At 34.7% G+C, this 20,801-nt stretch carries 23 protein-coding genes; 2 read left to right on the plus strand and 21 right to left on the minus strand.

Annotated elements, in window-relative coordinates; all coding sequences use genetic code 11:
* Positions 1 to 50: 50 nt before the first annotated feature.
* Together scrK and A6J68_RS10010 are read right to left on the minus strand one after the other, a co-directional pair.
* Positions 51 to 932, minus strand: coding sequence for a fructokinase ScrK (gene scrK, locus A6J68_RS10005; protein WP_000164273.1), 882 nt, complete (start codon positions 930 to 932; stop codon positions 51 to 53).
* Between the two features lie 67 nt (positions 933 to 999).
* Positions 1,000 to 2,919, minus strand: a complete 1,920-nt coding sequence (locus A6J68_RS10010) for a sucrose-specific PTS transporter subunit IIBC (RefSeq protein ID WP_000157939.1) — start codon at positions 2,917 to 2,919, stop codon at positions 1,000 to 1,002.
* Positions 2,920 to 3,103: 184 nt separating this feature from the next.
* On the opposite strand from A6J68_RS10010, the gene A6J68_RS10015 reads away from it, so the two are divergent.
* Positions 3,104 to 4,543: a sucrose-6-phosphate hydrolase gene (locus A6J68_RS10015; RefSeq protein WP_001053045.1), complete on the plus strand. Its 1,440-nt coding sequence runs from the start codon at positions 3,104 to 3,106 to the stop codon at positions 4,541 to 4,543.
* Between the two features lies 1 nt (position 4,544).
* The gene (locus tag A6J68_RS10020) at positions 4,545 to 5,507 is read left to right on the plus strand and encodes a LacI family DNA-binding transcriptional regulator (protein ID WP_000225971.1); all 963 of its coding nucleotides are present in this window, start codon (positions 4,545 to 4,547) and stop codon (positions 5,505 to 5,507) included.
* Between the two features lie 83 nt (positions 5,508 to 5,590).
* Here the strand turns inward: A6J68_RS10020 and nusB are convergent, their stop codons facing one another.
* The 19 genes from nusB to rpsF all read right to left on the minus strand — a co-directional run bounded on the left by nusB (position 5,591) and on the right by rpsF (position 20,199).
* Positions 5,591 to 6,025: a transcription antitermination factor NusB gene (gene nusB / locus A6J68_RS10025; protein WP_000204940.1), complete on the minus strand. Its 435-nt coding sequence runs from the start codon at positions 6,023 to 6,025 to the stop codon at positions 5,591 to 5,593.
* Positions 6,018 to 6,407 carry an Asp23/Gls24 family envelope stress response protein gene (locus A6J68_RS10030; RefSeq protein WP_000206139.1) on the minus strand — a complete coding sequence of 130 codons (390 nt, stop codon included), beginning with the start codon at positions 6,405 to 6,407 and terminating at the stop codon, positions 6,018 to 6,020. The genes nusB and A6J68_RS10030 overlap by 8 nt, the downstream gene beginning before the upstream one ends.
* An 88-nt stretch (positions 6,408 to 6,495) precedes the next feature.
* The gene (gene efp, locus A6J68_RS10035) at positions 6,496 to 7,056 is read right to left on the minus strand and encodes an elongation factor P (protein ID WP_000568636.1); all 561 of its coding nucleotides are present in this window, start codon (positions 7,054 to 7,056) and stop codon (positions 6,496 to 6,498) included.
* Positions 7,057 to 7,784: 728 nt separating this feature from the next.
* On the minus strand, positions 7,785 to 7,925 hold the full coding sequence (locus A6J68_RS11655) for a hypothetical protein (protein ID WP_001873402.1): 141 nt from the start codon (positions 7,923 to 7,925) through the stop codon (positions 7,785 to 7,787).
* A gap of 58 nt (positions 7,926 to 7,983) precedes the next feature.
* Positions 7,984 to 8,283 (minus strand): DUF4176 domain-containing protein, encoded by a 300-nt coding sequence (locus tag A6J68_RS10050; protein WP_000926393.1) that lies wholly within the window; start codon positions 8,281 to 8,283, stop codon positions 7,984 to 7,986.
* A gap of 417 nt (positions 8,284 to 8,700) precedes the next feature.
* Entirely contained in the window at positions 8,701 to 8,931 is a 231-nt protein-coding gene (locus tag A6J68_RS10060) for a hypothetical protein (RefSeq protein ID WP_000511719.1), read from the minus strand.
* Positions 8,932 to 8,943: 12 nt separating this feature from the next.
* Positions 8,944 to 9,114, minus strand: a complete 171-nt coding sequence (locus A6J68_RS10065) for a hypothetical protein (protein WP_001033639.1) — start codon at positions 9,112 to 9,114, stop codon at positions 8,944 to 8,946.
* A gap of 12 nt (positions 9,115 to 9,126) precedes the next feature.
* Positions 9,127 to 9,567, minus strand: a complete 441-nt coding sequence (locus A6J68_RS10070; RefSeq protein ID WP_000927732.1) for a hypothetical protein — start codon at positions 9,565 to 9,567, stop codon at positions 9,127 to 9,129.
* A gap of 137 nt (positions 9,568 to 9,704) precedes the next feature.
* On the minus strand, positions 9,705 to 9,869 hold the full coding sequence (locus tag A6J68_RS11660; protein ID WP_000927756.1) for a hypothetical protein: 165 nt from the start codon (positions 9,867 to 9,869) through the stop codon (positions 9,705 to 9,707).
* 301 nt (positions 9,870 to 10,170) lie between these two features.
* A complete protein-coding gene (locus A6J68_RS10085; protein WP_001081097.1) occupies positions 10,171 to 10,623 on the minus strand; it encodes a deoxycytidylate deaminase in 453 nt (150 codons plus the stop codon).
* Positions 10,624 to 10,634: 11 nt separating this feature from the next.
* Positions 10,635 to 11,702 (minus strand): M24 family metallopeptidase, encoded by a 1,068-nt coding sequence (locus A6J68_RS10090; protein ID WP_000505335.1) that lies wholly within the window; start codon positions 11,700 to 11,702, stop codon positions 10,635 to 10,637.
* Positions 11,703 to 11,801: 99 nt separating this feature from the next.
* Positions 11,802 to 12,518: a DUF4811 domain-containing protein gene (locus A6J68_RS10095; protein ID WP_000584718.1), complete on the minus strand. Its 717-nt coding sequence runs from the start codon at positions 12,516 to 12,518 to the stop codon at positions 11,802 to 11,804.
* 1 nt (position 12,519) lies between these two features.
* Positions 12,520 to 14,019 (minus strand): MDR family MFS transporter, encoded by a 1,500-nt coding sequence (locus tag A6J68_RS10100; RefSeq protein WP_000208365.1) that lies wholly within the window; start codon positions 14,017 to 14,019, stop codon positions 12,520 to 12,522.
* Between the two features lie 335 nt (positions 14,020 to 14,354).
* Positions 14,355 to 17,183: an excinuclease ABC subunit UvrA gene (gene uvrA / locus A6J68_RS10110; RefSeq protein ID WP_001152946.1), complete on the minus strand. Its 2,829-nt coding sequence runs from the start codon at positions 17,181 to 17,183 to the stop codon at positions 14,355 to 14,357.
* Positions 17,184 to 17,314: 131 nt separating this feature from the next.
* The gene (locus A6J68_RS10115) at positions 17,315 to 17,986 is read right to left on the minus strand and encodes a DUF1129 domain-containing protein (protein ID WP_000174846.1); all 672 of its coding nucleotides are present in this window, start codon (positions 17,984 to 17,986) and stop codon (positions 17,315 to 17,317) included.
* Between the two features lie 24 nt (positions 17,987 to 18,010).
* Positions 18,011 to 18,955: a magnesium transporter CorA family protein gene (locus A6J68_RS10120; RefSeq protein ID WP_000812120.1), complete on the minus strand. Its 945-nt coding sequence runs from the start codon at positions 18,953 to 18,955 to the stop codon at positions 18,011 to 18,013.
* A gap of 169 nt (positions 18,956 to 19,124) precedes the next feature.
* The gene (gene rpsR / locus A6J68_RS10125; protein ID WP_000068665.1) at positions 19,125 to 19,364 is read right to left on the minus strand and encodes a 30S ribosomal protein S18; all 240 of its coding nucleotides are present in this window, start codon (positions 19,362 to 19,364) and stop codon (positions 19,125 to 19,127) included.
* A gap of 44 nt (positions 19,365 to 19,408) precedes the next feature.
* Positions 19,409 to 19,900 (minus strand): single-stranded DNA-binding protein, encoded by a 492-nt coding sequence (locus tag A6J68_RS10130; protein WP_000609585.1) that lies wholly within the window; start codon positions 19,898 to 19,900, stop codon positions 19,409 to 19,411.
* A gap of 11 nt (positions 19,901 to 19,911) precedes the next feature.
* The gene (rpsF, locus tag A6J68_RS10135) at positions 19,912 to 20,199 is read right to left on the minus strand and encodes a 30S ribosomal protein S6 (protein ID WP_001151773.1); all 288 of its coding nucleotides are present in this window, start codon (positions 20,197 to 20,199) and stop codon (positions 19,912 to 19,914) included.
* Positions 20,200 to 20,801: the final 602 nt, after the last annotated feature.

Consider the following 20,801-nt stretch of genomic DNA (forward strand, 5'->3'; position numbering starts at 1 on the left):
TTTTAATCTTTTATTTGCTAACTAAACTAAGTAGTGGCTTAAGGGTTTTATTAACCTTTTGATATTTTCTTTGCTAAAGCAAAATTTCCTAACGTTGCAGAACCATTTTCTTCTATAGCTGGTGTCACAATATAATCAGACAAATCGGGAACTGGTAAATACCCATTTAATAAAGTTGCAAATGTCTGGCGAACACGTCTTAACATGTGCTCTTGTGCCATGACGCCTCCACCAAATACAATGACTTGTGGACGATATAATACAGTTGCTTGTATTGCAGCCTGAGCAATATAATAGGCTTGAACATCCCAAACCATTGAATTTTCTTCAATCAATTCACCACGAATACCAGTCCTAGCTTCTAGAGTTGGACCAGATGCCAAACCTTCTAAACAGCTATTATGAAACGGACAGATACCTTTAAAATCATTTGCTTGGTCCTGCGGATGCATCGCCATATAAGTATGACCTGCTTCAGTATGACCAGTTCCTCCTATAAATTCACCCTTTTGTATAGCTCCTGCACCAATTCCCGTACCAATGGTGTAATAAACAAGTGAATCAATATTGTTACGAGCTATAACTTCACCATAGGCAGAGCTATTAACATCTGTTGTGAAATAAAATGGAACATTGAAATCTTTAGAAATTAAGCCGAGTAAATCAACATTAGCCCAATGTAACTTTGGGGTCGTTGTGATATAACCGTATGTCTTTGATTTTTTATCAATATCAATGGGACCAAAAGAACCAATAGCAACTGCCTCTAACTTCTTTTCAAATCTTTTAAAGAAATCAACAGTCTTTTTAATCGTTTCTTGAGGCGTCGTTGTTGGAAATTGCATTTTTTCTACAACTTTTAATTCCTCATCACCAACTGCACAAACAAACTTTGTCCCACCTGCTTCAATACTACCATATAACTTTGTCATCTTTTTTCCTATCTATAATCTCTATCTCAAAGACAAAGGTTGGGATAATTATCCCAACCTTTAATCCTCACTTAACATCAATAATCATGTCACCTGTAGTAACAACACCCTCTTTTACCAATGGTATAACATCAGCAAAATCAGCTGTATTAGTCACAATAATCATAGCTGTATTATCCAGACCTGCTTCTGCAATCTTGGCTGAATCAAAGGTGCCAAGAATATCACCTTTTTTCACTTTTTGGTCTGCCTTGACTTTAGAAGTAAACCCTGTGCCATTCATGGTGACAGTATCAATACCTATATGAATCAAAATTTCTGCACCTTTATCTGATTTGATACCGTAAGCATGACCTGTTTCAAAAGCAATTTGGACAAAACCATCAACAGGTGAGTAAATTGTATTACCTCTTGGTTTAATAGCAAGGCCATCTCCCATAATACCTGATGAAAAAACTGGGTCACTTACTGTATCAAGAGCAATAACCTGTCCATCAAGAGGGCTAACAATCGTTTCTGCCCTTAATTGGCTAGTTTGAGTAATTGTTGGATCGTCATCTGTTTCTTCAACCAAAGGACTAACTTCAGCTACTGCTTTTTCATCTTTATCTTCATATCCAAACATATAAGTTAATACAAAAGCCAAAGACGTAGTTCCAATTACCATAATAAGGTACTTAACAATTTGACCATTTAAATAAAGTAATGTTCCTGGGATAATGGTAATACCAAAACCAGTTCCTGCTAATTTCAATATTGAAGCTAACCAGCCACCTGCTGCTCCTGCAATTAATCCCATAATAAATGGCTTACCAAAACGTAAGTTTACTCCAAATATAGCCGGTTCTGTAATACCAAGTCCAGCTGAAAGCGCTGCCGGAAAAGCAAGGGCTTTTAATTTTTTATTTTTTGTTTTAACACCAACTGCCAACGTGGCACCTGCTTGTGCTGTCATAGCAGCTGTAATAATAGCATTAAATGGATCTTTCCCATCAGCAGCAATTAACTGAGCTTCAAGTAAATTAAAGATATGATGAACACCTGTAACAACGATTATCTGATGAACACCACCTAAAATAAGACCTGATAGGCCAAGAGGTAAATTAAGGACAAATTTTGTCCCTGCTAAAACATAGTTTTCAACTGAATGGAAAATAGGACCAATGACAAAAAGTGCTAAAATTGACATAACTGTAAAAGTTAGGAACGGCACTAATAGTAAATCAAGAACATCTGGGATTTTCTTATGCAACCATTTTTCAAGTTTAGCACCAAGTAAACCTACAAAGAATGCCGGCAATACTGAATTTTGATAACCAACTACTGGAATAAAGCCGAAAAATTTTATGGGATGGGCATCACCTGAGGCCACTGCCCAAGCGTTTGGAAGGGCAGAGTTGACCATCATCAATCCTAATACGAGACCGATAACAGGATTTCCACCAAAAACTCTAAAAGCTGACCAAGAAATCAAGGCAGGAAAAAAAGCAAAGGCCGTGTCAGTCAAAACGACAGTATAGGTATAAAAATTAGAACTTGAAAATGCTTTTGAAGTCGTCCCAAATAAAGCTAAAACTGTATCATTATTAATCGCACCGCGAATCCCCATAAATAAACCAGTAGCAACAATGGCTGGCAACAATGGAACAAAAACATCACCGAAAGTACGAATAGCTCGTTGGAAAGCATTCCCTTGTTTAGCCGCTTCTGCCTTTTGATCAGAGGTTGACAAAGTTGGCAAACCTTGAGCCACTACTTCATCATAAATCTTATTAACAGTACCAGTTCCAAAAATAATTTGATATTGACCTGAATTGAAAAATGCTCCCTGAACTTTTTCGATATTTTCAACAGTATTTTTATCAATGACTGTCTCATCTTTTACCATAATGCGAAGACGAGTGGCACAGTGTGCTACGCTACGCACATTACTAGCACCACCAATCGCATTAATGACTTGTTTAGCAATTTCTGTATTTGAAGCCATCTATAAATCTCCTTTGACATTTTGAAAGCGTTTCATTTTATTTACTCTAATATTCTAGCATGTCTCATAAATATATGTCAAGCGTTTGACATAAAATAATATTTTTTGATGTTAAGAGTTGATTTCAAAAGAGAAAACGTTTACTATATAGTTATTAGATATTAAGACAGTCAAGGAGTATCAAATGAATTTACCCACTGAAATCCGCTATCGTCCTTATGATGAATGGACTGAAGAAGATAAGGAAAATATTTTAAAGAATGTCTCAAAATCCCCTTGGAGAGCAACTTATCACTTAGAAGCTAAAACAGGGCTTTTAAATGACCCAAATGGCTTCTCTTACTTTAATGGAAAATTCCATCTTTTTTATCAAAATTGGCCCTTTGGAGCTGCACATGGTTTAAAACAATGGGTACATACAGAATCAGATGATTTAGTTCATTTCAAAGAAACAGGAATCAAGCTTAAACCTGACCATGTCAATGATAGCCATGGTGCATACTCCGGTTCTGCATTAGCCATTGACGATAAGCTTTTTCTTTTTTATACTGGTAATGTCCGTGACATGAAATGGAACCGTGACCCCCGCCAAATTGGAGCATGGATGACAAGTGATGGCAAGATTACAAAATTTGATAAAGTCCTTATTTCACAACCAAATGATGTCACTGAGCATTTTCGTGATCCTCAGATTTTCAATTATGATAATCAATTCTATGCTGTTATCGGGGCGCAAAATAGTAAAAAATGCGGATTCATTAAATTATATAAAGCACTTAATAATGACATCCATCATTGGGAGTTTGTGGGAGATTTAGATTTTGGTGGTACTGGATCTGAGTATATGATTGAATGTCCAAATATTATTTTTGTCAAAGGAAAACCTGTATTACTTTATAGTCCTCAAGGACTAGATAAAAACGAATTGGACTACCAAAACATTTATCCAAATACCTACAAAATCGGACAATATTTCGATGCTAACTCATCTAAGATAGTTGAACCATCCCCTATCTATAATTTAGATTATGGTTTTGAAGCCTATGCTACTCAAGGATTTAATACTTCTGATGGTCGTACCTTTATCGTGAGTTGGATAGGCTTGCCAGATATTGATTATCCTAGCGATCAATTTGATTATCAAGGAGCTATGAGTTTAGTTAAAGAGTTAAGCATAAAAAATGGGAACCTTTATCAATATCCCGTTCCTGCTATGAAAAATCTTCGTCAACATCAAGCAGAATTTAAAACACAACTTCAAACTAACAACACCTATGAATTAGAATTACTAGTTCCTAGAAACGATCTTTCTTCATTTGTTCTCTTTGCTAATCCGAAAGGACAAGGACTATCCATTACTATTGATACTGCAAAGGGGAAAGTTATCGTTGACCGCTCACAAGCCGGACAGCAGTACGCCACAGAATTTGGTACTAGTCGCCAGTGTGACATTCCAAAAGATGCTACTAGTATCAATATTTTTATCGATAAGTCCATCTTTGAAATCTTTATAAATAAAGGAGAAAAAGTATTTACGGGACGAGTCTTTCCAGATGCAGAACAATCAGGAATTCAACTAAAAGAAGGACACGTTCATGGTAAATATTTTGAATTAAAATATTAATATGGTTGCAAAATTAACAGATGTTGCTGCACTTGCCGGTGTTAGCCCAACGACTGTATCACGCGTTATTAACAAAAAAGGCTATTTATCTCAAAAAACAGTCACCAAAGTCAATGAAGCCATGAGAACCCTTGGTTATAAACCTAATAATTTAGCACGTAGCTTACAGGGAAAGTCTGCTAAATTAATTGGACTCATTTTCCCCAACATCCGTAACATTTTTTACGCTGAATTAATTGAACACCTTGAAATTGAGTTGTTTAAGCATGGTTATAAAACTATCTTATGTAATAGTGAAAAGGATCCTATCAAAGAAAAAGAATACCTCGAAATGCTAGGAGCAAATCAAGTAGACGGTATCATTTCAAGTAGTCACAACCTAGGAATTGATGATTACGAGAAAGTTGAGGCTCCCATAGTAGCATTCGATAGAAATTTAGCTCCACACATCCCGATCATCTCATCTGATAATTTCTTTGGAGGAAAAATGGCTGCTCAAACCCTTAAAAAACATGGCTGTCAAAAGATGATTATGATTACAGGGAATGATAATTCAGATTCTCCTACTGGACTTAGGCGGCTAGGTTTTTCCTATGAATCAAAGGAATCCAAAGTTATCACAGTCACAAATGGGCTATCTAACATGAGACGTGAGATGGAATTAAAATCAATTATCTCGACTCACAAACCAGATGGTATTTTTACATCAGACGACTTAACTGCTTTATTAGTAATCAAACTTATCAGCCAACTAGGGTTGTCCATCCCAGAAGATATCAAAGTGATTGGATATGATGGTACAAGTTTCATTCAAGATTACGTCCCACATCTAACCACTATTAAACAACCTATTCGAGAAATTGCGCAATTGATGGTTGAAATACTCCTAGCTAAGATTGAGGGGCAAAAGACAAATAAGGATTATATTTTACCAGTCAGTCTCATCCCTGGTAGTAGTGTTTAGGAAATCATATTTATAAAATAATTTTTAGTAATAGTTATTTTTCAAAGCAAATTAAAAATGTGGAAGAATCTTCTTCCACATTTTTAATTTTCATTTGTTATAAATTGGCTTAATAAACCATTGACAAATTTTGCTGACGTCTCATCTGAATATTTTTTAGCAATCTCGATAATCTCATTTAGAGCTACACGATCAGGCGTTTCATCAAAATATTTAATTTCATAGAGGCCTAAGCGTAAGAGAGATTTATCAACCAATGTTAGACGTTCTAAGCTCCATCCTGATTTTAAGTGACTAGAAATCAAAGTATCTAATTCATCCTTGTGATCTACAACACCATTAACAAGATTAAGTAAAAAGATTGGAACCTCTAAAACTTTGTCTTCAGATACTGTTTTATCATAACCATAAGCAAAGTGAGCCGCATCAATAAACTCTCCACCAGTTTCTAAGCTAAATAGTGTTTGAAAAGCACGTTCACGTAAATCACGTCTTGAATCTTTAAATACACTAGTCATCTAAGAAATCCTCATCAAACAATGACTTCAAGTCTGGTTTTGGTGTTTTCTCTGGAACAATACCTTCAACATGGATATTGACCGAAGAAATTTTTACTTCTGCCATGTCATATACAGCTGTTTTGACAGCTTGTTGAATAGCAATTGAAACTGCTGGTACATTTACACCATACTGCAAGTAAACATAAATATCTGCAGCTACTGTATCATCTTCTTCATTTTTAAGGTAGACACCTCTACCTAGAGATTTCTTACTAAGGCTATCCGTTACCGCTTTGTTACGTAACGAATGAACACCATCAACTTTAGTTGCAGCAATACCTGTAATTACCTCAAGTACACGTGGTGAAATGACAATTTCTCCAAGATTTTCAGTTGTCATAGCTTATCCTTTCTTTTAGTGTTTACTAAGGTTTTTCCTTAGTAGAGTAAATTCATCATGAATCTACTTAACACTTTTTTGAGAGTCATTAGGCGCGTGAAACGTAAGTTCCTTCTGCTGTATTGATTACTAACTTTTGTCCAGCTTCAATAAAGTCTGGAACGTTAACAACAAGTCCTGTTTCCATAGTTGCAGGTTTTCCTGAACCAGTTACAGTAGCACCTTTGATTGATGGTTGAGTTTCAGCAACTGTCAATTCAACAGTTGTTGGAATTTGAACACCAATAACTTCTGTTCCATAGAATTGAATTTTTACTTCTGAGTTTTCAAGAATGTAGAGTAATTCATTTTCAATGTTAACAGTTGGAATTTCATATTGATCGTAAGTTTCATTATTCATGAAGTAAGCTGTATCATCCATCTTATAAAGGTATTGAGCAGGTACAGTTTCAATAATAGCTTGCTCAAATTTTTCTTCAGGACGGTAACTTGTATCAAAAGTTGAACCAGTACGAACATCACGCAATTTCATACGCATGATTGTGTTACCTTTACCTGGTTTGTGGTGGCTAGCTTCAAGAACACGGATTAATTTCCCATCAGCCGTTTCAAAAGTCATGCCTGCTTTAAGCTTACTTGCTTCAATCATTTATTAATACCTCTTTGTAAAAATTATTTATCAACTAATTTTATCACAAATAACCTGCTTTCTCAAATAGTTTATTGATTTGGTATGTGTCTGATTTCTTGATAAATAAATAAAATCACCAAGAGGGCGTAAATAAGACTGAAGCACTTGACACTTTCCTCTTACTTCAGTTTTGATAACAGTTTTAATATTATACCGATATCTTGACTAAGATTGAAATACTGTTTAGGTGTTTTTAGTGACTTTTTAGTAAATTTTAATAAAGGTAGTAAACTATAGTTGTCTTATTGAAACAGATAAAATAAATCACCTACGGAGCTATTCGTATGAAAATGTAGTTATTCTCGATATAAGTTTTAGATACGAACTTAATTTGCTCTATTGAAGCTGGTAAAGGAAATCGGGGTGGTGTTAGTGGACGTGCGCTAAGCATTGGTACTGAGCTTGGTGATACCAATCTTGCTTACTACATCAGGTAGCTCTCTGTTTTAGTGCCATATGCAATTGGAATAAGAGCTGTCATTGGTATTGAAGGAGCCCTAGTCCACTGATCATTGAATTACTAATTTAGGAGGTGGAATGATGAATTTTAATATGTCTCATTATAGAAAGTTACAACTATGTCGTTTTCTAATCGTACAGATACCTGCGCTGGCTTTATTAGCTATTCTTTTATACGGGATTTTCCTAAAGTACAGTCTATTTTCAAAAGTATTTTTTCTTATCTTTTAGGGGTTGAAATAGTTATCAATTTTGGGAAGTACATACCAGTTTACACCAACCACAATTTGTCGAGTAAAGAATTGTAATTTAGTAAAGCCTTTTTCGTTTTCTTCTGATAAGTGTATCATGACATCTATCAATAGCATATTCACACTAGTAGCATATTGATTTGTTTTTGAGTAGAATTTACTTTTTAGATTATTTCTATTCTACACTAGTCTTTCCCTTTGGAAGATTCTTTCCCTCTGTATTTTTCCATTTTTCAATGAGACGAGAAACTCTTTCTTCCTCCTCATCATGGTAACCTTCAAAAACAACCTCATCAATATCTTCTTGATTAAAATAGTAAACTTGTTCAAGATTTAAACCCTCAGGAAAAATTCCACCTAGGTAATCAAAATAAACTTCTTGTCCTTCTTGCTCAACAATTGCACCTCTATTTACAATAACTAATTTTTGATTGCCATCAATAAGATAGACAACACTCCCTACTGGTAATAACATACTTCAGTTCTCCCCAATATAATAATTTTTCCCATTTAACGATGGTTGAAACTCAATGAACTTTATAAAAAATAAACTGTTTGAAAAAATAAATCCAAATAAAAATAAGTTTGAAAAGTTTTCGTCCCACAATGCCATTCCCCATAGAACGATATAAGAAATTATGATTGATAATATTACTATAAATGGGCTCTTCCGTTTTTGATTATTATATTTCAAAAAACTAGATTTATATTTGGAAAGATCTAATGCTTTATTTCTCTGATTTAGCTAAAACAAGACTAAATATGCTCAATAAAATAAAAAGATAAAAATGTTCTAATATTAAATGCGATCTTGTTAAGTATGCAATATTTATATTTTTTGGAAAAATTGAGATATGAACTAAATAAAATAAAAATAAAATTGTAAAAGTTTTTAAAGATAAAGGCGACTTTTTTTGTTTACTAAAAAATTCTTATAATCCGCAGTCACATCATAAATTTGATATTTTTCTACTCTTTCTGGAAAAATACCTATAAAATAATCTTTTATATCACTAGGATTGGCATAATCAATAATGTAATAACGTCCACTAATACTAACTAGATAATATCTAAAATTAAGTTTTGCTACAAGCTCAACCCGTCTATAACTTTTTATTCCCATTAGTTCACGTACCTAACTATTTATTTTTGTAAAATGTTTATCAATATTGTTAATTACATTTCCTGTACTACTTATAACATTTCTAAATGATTTAGAATTATTATACAATGCTTTTACACCAATCGAAGCAACTGCTCCTATCACAGGTGCAATTTCAGTACCAATTGCTAATATCTTATTCAATCACAACTCCTTTTATATATTGGTTCCACTATTACTATTTTTTTTTAATTCGATCAATACCTTTTTTCTTTTATAAGGTCTATATTCCAATATTAATATTAGTACAGACACAAAAAGTATTCCCAAAATAATGAATAAATTGAAATCTAAAACTTGTAGAAATAATTTAAATAAAAGTAGGATACTAAAACTTAATATGAAAGAGATTGAAATTATTAATATATTATGTACTTTAGCATCTTTAATAAATTTTTTTAACTGTCCAGGGAAAATTTCTAGCTCTTCATAATCATTTTTTCTTCTCATCAATTTTACTGTAAATCCTGAAACTAGTATCAATAAAGATAAATATACAATAGAAAATAAAATTGAAAAATTTGAAATTTCTAGATTTTCACTTATACTTTGAATTATTTTTCCAATAATAGTTGAAATAATAGGAGTTAGTAGCATTATACCTGTGCTATTTTTTTTTTAGATTAGATTTATATAATTTTTTCGTTTTCATATCATAATAAACAGCATTATCATGAAACCATCCTAAATTAATAAGATTATTTGTTTCTATTTCCGTTTTCAAATCTTGCTCCTTAATTATATAAAGTACCTAAACTATTATTAGCTGAAATGGATTTACCAATATTTTTGATAGTTTCTTGTCCATAATTGATGATATCATCTTTATAGTTATCATACACCCAATCAAATGCCATATTAGCATAAACTGGATTTACATCTATTGAGGTCAGCAACAATATCTTTTCTCTTTTTTGTAAATTATTTTTGCAATTCGAGATTCCCAGCAGTACTAATTTTAGATGTTGATAATAGATGGATCAGCTATTCTATTATCAACATCTAAAACTTTCTGTGAAAAATCATTAGGAATAATGACTATTAACTGGTGATCACCTTTTTTAGGCCATTTTCAGTAATCCCATGACTAACAATTGACCAATTTTGAGAATTATCTCGTTCAATATATTTAACATAACTGGCCCTTAGCTTAAACGATAAAACCTTCAAGGAAGATAGGCATATACTCTATCTTCCTCTTTACTCTTCCATCCCTAGTGTTACCTCTGGAACATCATGTTGAACATAAGCAACTCCTTTTGCTTCCATAAGTTCAATAGCAAATGGGTGTGGGCGATAATTAGCTTTATAAGTAATTTTCTTAACCCCGGCTTGCAAGAGCGCCTTGGTGCAATTGATACAAGGAAAATGCGTCACATAAATTTCTGTATTATTAGTAGAAATACCTTCTTTAGCACACTGAATAAGGGCATTCATCTCAGCATGAACAGTCCTAATACAGTGACCATCTTCCATATAATGTCCCACTTCGTTACAGTTATCTGTCTCAGAGACTCCTCCGTTATAACCTGTAGCAATGATGCGATTATTTTTGACTAAAACAGCTCCAACAAAAGCACGGTCACAGGTAGAACGTTTAGAAATCAACTCTGCATTTGCCATAAAATAATCTTCCCAAGAAAGTCTATTCATTCTATTTTCCTTTAAAGTACAATTAATTCTTTCGGTGCAGATGTCAATACTTCGCAACCTGTTTCCGTTATTAATAAATCATCTTCAATACGAACACCGTATTTATTATCGAGATATATTCCTGGCTCGTCAGTCACTACCATCCCAGATGCAATCACTCCCTCTGACTTACCAAAATAAGGAATTTCATGAACATCAAGCCCCATACCATGCCCTATACCGTGGGTAAAATGATTACCGTATCCAGAATTTTCAATGACTTGTCGCGCCAAGTAATCATAATCACAACGCTTCATTCCTGATTTTACATTATCAATAATAGCTTGATTACTTTTCAAAACGATATCGTAAATCTCGCGTTCCTGATCAGTGACATGACCGATATGAATCGTACGTGTCATATCACTAACATAGTGCTGATAGTAACAACCAAAATCTAAAGTCAGAGTTTCTCCCGATTGAATAGTCTTCTGACTCGCAACCCCATGTGGCATCGCTGATCGATATCCAGATGCTACAATAAAATCAAATGAAGGACCAGTTGCTCCTAATTCTCTCATGCGAAAGTCTAAAAAATTAGCAACTTGCAATTCAGTTGTTCGATCAGGCTTTATAAAATCCAACACATCTAAAAAAGCTTGGTCCGAAATACGACAGGCTTGACGGATGATCGCAAGTTCTGTTACATCTTTAATCATACGTAACTTTTCAACAACAGATGGAGCTTCTATCAAGCGATAATCTTCAAAAACTTCCACCATATGTTTGTACATATGATAAGAAATATCAGTTTCAAAACCAATCGCTATCAATGCGTCATCGCGAATAATTTTCAAAATAGCCGCAAGTGGTTCTCTGCTAATGATAATATCAAACTCTCTTACAGTATTCTTTGCTATCAAGGCATATCGTGAATCTGTAACAAAAATCCGGTGTTTTGGACTAATGAGTACCGTTGCATTAGTTCCTGAAAAACCAGTCAAATAAAAAATATTTGTTAAATTTGTTATTAAGAGTGCGTCACATGATAATTGTGAAATTGCTGTTTGACATCTAGTTAGACGTTGTTCAAAACCCATAAGAAACCTCGCTATTCTAACCTTAATTAGGTTAATTTTATCATCTTTTAAAACATTTAGCTATAAGAAAAGCAACTCATTTCAGTTGCTTTTACTTTACTATTCTTTTATATTAAGAGCTTCTTTTAATGCTTTAACTTGCATCTCAGCATAAGCTTCTGGATTTGTCTTAGCTAATGTCTTTATCTCCATAGCTTTCACTGGGTTTACTTTTGCTTGCGAAGTCATTTGTTCTTTTAGTTTAGCCGCAGCCGATTCTAAGTGTTCGGACTGCTCTTTAGTCAAAACTAGCCAAGTTTTTCGTGGTATTTTAGCAACTGATTTCTGAGAAATCAATTCTCCATTTTCACCTGCAAAGCCATAAAGTAGTTTCGAAAGACTATCTTTCCACACATAACGTTTAGTCTTTGTTGTTACTGTGGCTTTTTTCACATCAGCTAATTGGTAGCTAGCAGATTTTTTCACAGCACTTGTCACTTCTTTTGTATTTGGAACAAAGTGAGCTTTTGCTTCTTTTTGATTTAAATCTGTTCGATAAACTAAAACATTATTACTCGAATGAGTACCAATCTCTTTATAAATCATGAGACCAAATGGAGCCTTACTATCACCCGCACTATAAATCTCACGTGTCTTTGTCTTAGTTTCAATAGTCATACCTGTATGATTAATAAAGTGATCCGTTAACATCCAAACTGAGGCAAACAACAAAGCTAATGAGAGAAGACCTAGAATATACCGTAGAGCTTTTGGACGAATCAACATCCATGTGACAAATGTCAAAATAGTTGCCAGTGCAATAATCAAAATAATCATGCTATACCTCCTTTTCCGTCTCAATAATTTTCCCTTTTCTCAGGAAAAGAGATACCAGTAAACCAAGAACCGCAAATACAAAACCAATGGCAAAAGAAACATGGAAGCCATCAAGACTAGCATTCAACATCTGATTTGCATATTTTAAAGGATTCATTGTTAGCAAATCTTTTGATGGTTTATTGTTGGTGATAATATTTTGAGCAACACTTGAAAGCAATGCAACTACAACTGCTGAAGCAATTTGACGAGCAGTATTATTAGCTGCTGTTCCATGTGCGGCCTCATGTGGTGGAAGTGCGCTCATCGCACTTGCTGTCAATGGCATCATAACCATAGCAATACCAAACATACGTACTGCATATAAGAGGGTAATAAAATGATCTGGTGTTGTAGTCGTTAAGAAAACAAAAGGTAACGTCGCTACACCTAGTATGGTAAAACCAATCATAGCCATACGTCTTGCACCAACTTTATCATATACAGCTCCAGAAATTGGACTAACTATCCCCATCATCAAGGCACCTGGTAATAAAGCTAAACCAGAATCAAGTGCAGAGAGACCATGAACATTTTGCAAGTAAAGCGGTAGCATCATTTCAACACCCATCATCGCCATCATTGAAAGTGCAATAGCTGCTGTTGTTACTGAGAATTGTTTATTTTTGAAAACACGGATATCTAAGAACGGTGTTTCTAGTTTTAATTGACGATGAATGAATAAGGCGATAAAAATAATACCAACCATAATAGGAGAAATAACATATCCAATATCTCCCCATCCATAAGTTGCCACATTTGTGAAGCCCCACAAAAAGCTACCAAAGCCAATTATTGAAAGGATAAGGGAAGGCACTTCCAATTTAACTGACTTATTATCAACCACATCTTTTAGAACAAAGGGGGATAAAATTGTAGTGACCGTTAAAATTAGTAAAGGAAGAAGGAAAATTGCACGCCATGTTAAATCATGCCCTGCAAAATGAAATTCTTGTTTTAAAATCCACCCTGCTAATGTAGGCCCAATAGCTGGGGCAAGACCAACCACCAAACCATTAAGTCCCATAGCGGCACCACGCTGCTCTGGAGGAAAAACATTCACCATAACAACCTGCATCAAAGGCATAGAAATCCCTACAGAAATCGCTTGAATAATACGTCCTACTAAAAAAAGGTTCCAGTTAGATGTAGGTGCTAACGTCGTCATTAACAGTCCAATAAGTAAAACAACGTAGGATGTCACATACAACCATTTTGTTGAAAAACGTGTCGCTAAATAAGCTGAAACAGGAATCATAATCCCATTCGCTAATAAAAACCATGTTGTTGCTTGTTGAGCCGTTGACAACGAAATGTTAAAGCTATTCATCAAAGTTGGGATAGCCGTTCCCAAACTTGTCTGATTTAATACCCCTGCAAATGTAGCAATCAACAATAAGGTGATCATGGCTGTACGATTATATGGTTTGCCATGAATATCATGTTTTGCTTTTGTAGTCATTTTATCTCCAATCTCTATTTCTGATTTTAACTAATATCTTTTAAGAATAACAAATAGGTCTTATAAGGTTATTTTTTGATTTTTTAATCAAGAAATAATATTATTTTCTGAAAAAATCATTATTTTAGTTATCGTGAGAACTATTTTATAATAGCTAAATTTTATTGTCAAGAAAAAGATTCTCATAGAAACTATTTTTTTCAAAACATCATTATTTCCTTTTTTTAAAATATCTCCCCACTATTTTTCCTAATAAAGCGTTCTCCATTTAATGACTTCTACGCAATGTTAGCTTACAAAAAGGAACTGAGTAATATTACTCAGCTCCCAATAAACTATCTTGCTAACTTCTCTTTTAAATAATATCCTGTATAGGATTTAGGATTTTCAGCAACTTCTTCTGGTGTTCCGATAGCTACAATTTGTCCGCCACCAATACCTCCTTCAGGGCCAAGATCAATAATGTGGTCAGCAGTTTTAATAACATCAAGGTTATGCTCAATAACAAGCACTGTATTACCATCATCTACAAAACGATCCAAAACCTTAAGTAAACGAGCAATATCATCTGCATGAAGCCCCGTTGTTGGTTCGTCTAATATGTAAAGACTCTTACCTGTCGAACGCTTATGTAATTCACTTGCCAGCTTCATTCGCTGAGCTTCTCCTCCTGATAAGGTTGTAGCTGGTTGCCCCAAAGTGACATATCCCAAACCAACATCCTTAATAGTCTGTAACTTACGAGCAATTTTAGGAATAGCTGCAAAAAATGTAACTGCATCATTCACTGTCATATCAAGAATTTGTGCAATATTTTTTTCTTTGTAATGTACTTCCAGAGTCTCACTATTATAGCGCGTGCCGTGGCATACTTCACAAGGAACGTAGACATCTGGTAAAAAATGCATCTCAATTTTGATGATACCATCGCCAGAACAAGACTCACAACGTCCACCTTTGACGTTAAATGAGAAGCGTCCTTTTTTATAACCTCGAATCTTTGCCTCATTAGTTTGAGCAAAAAGATCACGAATATCATCAAAAACACCTGTATAGGTTGCGGGATTAGAACGTGGAGTCCGACCAATTGGACTTTGATCAATATCAATCAATCGATCAACATATTCAATGCCTTCTAAAGAAACATATTTACCTGGTTTATCTGAGTTACGGTTAAGCTTCTGCGCAACAGCTTTTTTCAAAATACTATTAATTAAGGTTGATTTTCCAGAACCTGAGACACCAGTTACGGCAATAAATTTACCGAGAGGGAACTTGACATCTAAATTTTGTAGGTTGTTTTCTGCCGCACCTTTGATTTCTAAAAAGCGACCATTACCTACTCTTCGTTCAGATGGCACAGGAATCACTTTCTTACCTGACAAATATTGTCCTGTAATAGATTTAGTATTTTTAGCTACTTGCTTCGGTGTACCAGAGGCCACAATCTCACCACCAAACGCACCAGCGCCAGGTCCCACATCGATTAACCAATCAGCTGCCATCATTGTATCTTCATCATGTTCAACAACAATAAGCGTATTACCCAAATCACGCATTTTCTTAAGACTATCAATCAAACGGTCATTGTCTCGCTGATGAAGTCCAATGGACGGCTCATCAAGTACATAAAGGACACCTGATAAATTAGACCCAATTTGAGTAGCCAAACGAATACGTTGACTCTCGCCCCCGGAAAGTGTTCCTGCAGAACGTGACAGATTTAAATAATTAAGTCCAACATTATTTAAGAAACTTAGACGGTCATGGATTTCTTTGATAATTGGTCGAGCAATTAATTGTTCATTTGAAGATAAACGCAATGTTTCTAAAAGTTCTAAATGGTCTGCTATCGATAAATCTGAGACTTGCCCAATATTAAGACCTTCTTCTCCCCCAACTCTTACGCAAAGTGCTTGATCATTGAGACGATAGCCATGACAAGTGTTACATTTTAGCTCGTTCATATATTCTCGCATAACATTGCGTGTGTAATCGCTATTAGTTTCATGGTAACGACGATTAATATTATTGACAACCCCTTCAAAAGGCAAATCAATATTTCTCTCGCCTCCAAAATCGTTAATATAATGGAAATGGAACTCTCGTTCGCCTGAACCATATAGGGCTAGGTCCTGCTCCGCCTTGCTTAATTTTTCAAATGGCGTATCCACATCAACACCAAATTGAGTCATAGCTTGCTCTAGCATCGTTGGATAATAATTTGATGAAATTGGATTCCAAGGAACTAAGGCCCCTTCTCTAAGGGTCTTACTTCTATCTGGAATAACCAAATCTATATCTACTTCTAACTTAATTCCTAAGCCATCACAGGTCGGACAAGAACCAAAGGGAGCATTAAAAGAAAAAAGGCGTGGCTCTAATTCAGGAACAGTAAAACCACATTCAGGACAAGAATAATGCTCTGAAAACAATAACTCATTGCCATCCATTGTATCAATAACGACATAACCATCCGACAAACGTAGAGCCGCTTCAACGGAATCAAATAAGCGGGAACGAATGCCCTCTTTATTAATTAATCGATCTACTACAATATCAATATTGTGCATCTTACTTTTTGATAATTCAGGCACCTCAGTAACATCGTGAATATCACCATCAATACGAACACGAACGTAACCATCTTTTTGTATTTTCTCAAATGTTGATTTGTGTTGTCCTTTTTTTCGACGTATAATTGGGGCTAAAATTTGCATCTTTGTTCGCTCTGGAAGCGCTAGTACCTTATCCACAATTTGCTCTACAGAAGATGCTGTGATGGCTCCGTGACCATTGATACAATATGGGGTTCCAACACGAGCATAAAGCAAACGTAAATAATCGTTAATTTCTGTTACAGTCCCAACAGTAGAGCGAGGATTCTTACTTGTTGTTTTCTGATCAATAGAAATAGCTGGACTAAGGCCATCAATAGAATCTACATCAGGCTTTTCCATATTTCCCAAAAATTGGCGCGCGTAAGCAGAAAGACTTTCAACGTAACGACGTTGTCCTTCTGCATAGATAGTGTCAAAGGCCAAACTAGACTTACCTGATCCTGATAGTCCCGTAACGACAACTAACTTGTCTCGTGGAATGTCGACACTTATATTTTTTAAATTGTGAGCTCTTGCTCCTCTTATCATTAATTTATCTTGCATAATGTTGTGCCTCAGCACTCCTTTTTGAATAGTGTTGACTTATTATATCAAATTTTAATAAAGTCAGTATTTTTTTAGTTTTAAATTTCATAGAAAAAAGAGATGAACTAATACGTTCATACTCTTTGTTATTATCTTCTTTGTTGTGGTGCCACTGGTGCCATTGAGCTTTGAATATTATATTTACGTTGTAAATAAAAGCGCAAACCAAACGATGCTAAAGCAATAATAAACAAAACAACCTCAGGAAGTTTAGGATTAATAGTTGCAGGTAGAAGAGGTACTACTGCAAATAAGGCAAACCAAACTAACATAACTAGTGCCAGTACTGCGAAAGATTTAAGCCAGCCTGGTCTTTCAGATTTTGGTTTACCCATATGGCGATAAATATAGTAATAAGTAACGTACATGGCCGCACCACCACCAAAACCAAGAGTTAAAATTGAAATAAGCCCTGTATTGACATTAGATTGACCAAATAGCAACATTAAACCATTCAAAGCAGTTACTAAGCCAAGAAATAGTAAGGAAGTATCTAACCACATCAACCAAGGATTGGTATTTTTTTGTACAGATACTCTAGCTTTATCCTCAGGTCGCTCAGTGAATGAGGCTGCCCAAGTAGTTGGTGCTCCTAAGAGTGAGCGTGCGGTAATTCCTTTTTTCTGATTATCTATAATCTCTGGGAGATGTTCTTCTAAAATAGCTTTGATTTCTGCATCTGATTTTCCATCAGCTAAAAGTTGATTAGTTGCAATATGAACAAACTCTTGATTCTTTTTAGTTAAGTCTTGTAAAGTCATGTGAACTCCTTGATTAATATACTATTAAAACCATTTTTTACGAATAAAATAAAATACAACAAATGAACTCATCAAAAAGGCCAAAAGAACAACATAGATAAAGCCATGTGCGAGACCATTCAAAGGCATCCAATTATTTTTAAAGTTCATCCCATACGCCGAAAAAATAACCGTTGGAATATCCAATGTCATAGTTACTAGGGCTAAGGTTTTCATAATGGTATTCTGATTATTACCGATGATTGAAGCAGTCGTTTCTGTCATGGCATTTAAGACATTTTCATAGATATTTGCCATTTCAATAGCCTGCTGAGTTTCGATCAATGTATCTTCAAGCAGATCTTCATCTTCAATGTATTTTTTTAAACTACTGGTACTACTGGTCAATTTTTTGACGATTCGCTCATTAAATTTTAAAGAGGCCTTTAGATAGACAATAGATTTTTCCAATTCCATCATATCGATCAATTGCTCATTTCGAGTTGCACTCTCTAGTTGTGCTTCAATTTTATCGCTCTGCCTATCGATAGTACGCAAAGCCTGTAAGTATAATTCGGCATTGCGATAAAGCAATTGGAAAACAAAACGTGTCTTCATAAAGGTATAAAAATTTTTGACACGTCGTCTATAAAAGTGATCAAACAGCGTCAAATGTTCTAGGCAAGTAGTAATAACAGCGTTGTCAGTAACGATAATGCCCATAGGAATAGTCATATAATAACTTTTGTTATTGCGTTCTTCATAGGTAGGAACGTCAACAATAACTAAAGTATAATCATCTTCAACCGAGATACGGGAAGTTTCTTCCACATCGAGGGGAGCACGTAAATCATCAATATCAATACCAAATTGATCAGCTACTTGTTCGGATTCTTCCTGGGAGGGATTAACCAGATTTATCCAAGCACCTGGCTCGAATGTTTCAATTTCTTTAAATTCAATTGCCGTTGAAAGAAACATTTGCTTCATGGCGATTCCTCCTTTGTTATAAAAAATCCATACCTTAGTATTATACAGGAAAACCATTTGTTTTGCACGGTTAATACGGTGGTATCCTAAATTTTTCTATTATTTGACTCGTAAATACCAATAATAATGGTAAAAAGAATAAAAAAATAGCCGCTAGGGCTATTTTATATTAATCTTCATTTACGTAAGGCATAAGAGCCATAACACGAGCACGTTTGATTGCTGTTGTTACTTTACGTTGGTTTTTAGCTGAAGTTCCTGTTACACGACGTGGTAAAATTTTTCCACGTTCTGAAACGAAACGGCTAAGAAGCTCTGTATCTTTGTAATCAACATATTCAATCTTGTTAGCTGCGATATAATCAACTTTTTTACGGCGTTTGAATCCGCCACGACGTTGTTGAGCCATGTTTATTTCTCCTTTATAGTTTTAAATTCTGTCCATCTATTATATTAGAATGGTAGATCATCATCTGAAATATCCATTGGATTTGAGTTACCAAACGGACTCTCATCACGACTAAAATTAGGTGTTTGTTGAGAAGAAGCTGAATAACTATTATTTGACGGAGCATTGTTATAGCCACCGTTATTATAAGAGTTAGGTGAACCACCTTCTCGTGTAGCACGACTTTCCAATAATTGGAAACTTTCCGCAACAACTTCTGTTACATAGACACGTTGACCTTGTTGGTTTTCATAATTACGCGTTTGGATACGACCTGTAATTCCAACCAAAGCACCTTTTTTTGCCCAGTTAGCCAAGTTTTCAGCTTGTTGGCGCCAAATAACACAGTTAATAAAATCCGCCTCACGTTCGCCAGATTGATTTTTAAAATTACGATTAACTGCAAGTGAAAAAGTGGCTACCGCTTGATTACTTGGTGTATAACGAAGTTCTGCATCACGGGTCATGCGACCTACAAGTACTACATTATTAATCATAAACTACCTTCTTAGTCTACTTTAACGATCATGTGACGAAGAATGTCACCGTTGATTTTTGAAAGACGATCAAACTCATTAAGAGCTACTGCATCTTCAGCTTCAACGTTAACGATATGGTAAAGTCCTTCAGTGAAATCTTGGATTTCGTATGCAAGACGACGTTTTTCCCAATCTTTTGATTCAACAACAGTTGCACCGTTGTCAGATAAGATAGAATCAAAACGTGCTACCAAAGCGTTTTTAGCTTCTTCTTCAATGTTTGGACGAATAATATAAAGAATTTCGTATTTAGCCATTGATATGTTCCTCCTTTTGGTCTAATGACTCATGAATTTTTCATGAGTAAGTGAGGTTATGCTCACAAGATATTATTATAGTAGAAATAAGTTAATAATGCAAGGTTTTTATGTTTTTATTTCCCTGATATCATTTAAAGACATTTTTTATTTTTCTTTATTGAAATATGCCTTATATCAAACCTATGTAGCCATTTTCTTTTACTGACTTATGTTCAATCCCCATTCTATAATTCAATTAAAAAATAAAAAGGCGAGGTTTACACCTCACCTTCAACATATTATTTAAAGAATTCTTTATTGGTTTAAGTTTTCGTTGGAGAAAAATTCAGTGTCTCCGATTTTATATTTTTAAATATTAAAATACTATTTAGGGAGTCCCTCTTTATGTTTTATTACCTTTGGTAACACCAAAACATACACGAACTTTTATTCATATGTGTTACCATTTTACATCTTTCATATTGAGATATTTGATTAGCAATACCTCCTTGACTAACAAAAATTACTAACACATCTAGGGGTATACCCTAGTTTATATTTGTTCATGATTACCTCAAGCGAGCATGCGCTAATGGTAATGAACTATTACCACATTGTCT

Origin of the sequence: Streptococcus sp. 'group B' (assembly GCF_002073795.1) — a bacterium.
Lineage (GTDB): Bacteria > Bacillota > Bacilli > Lactobacillales > Streptococcaceae > Streptococcus > Streptococcus agalactiae.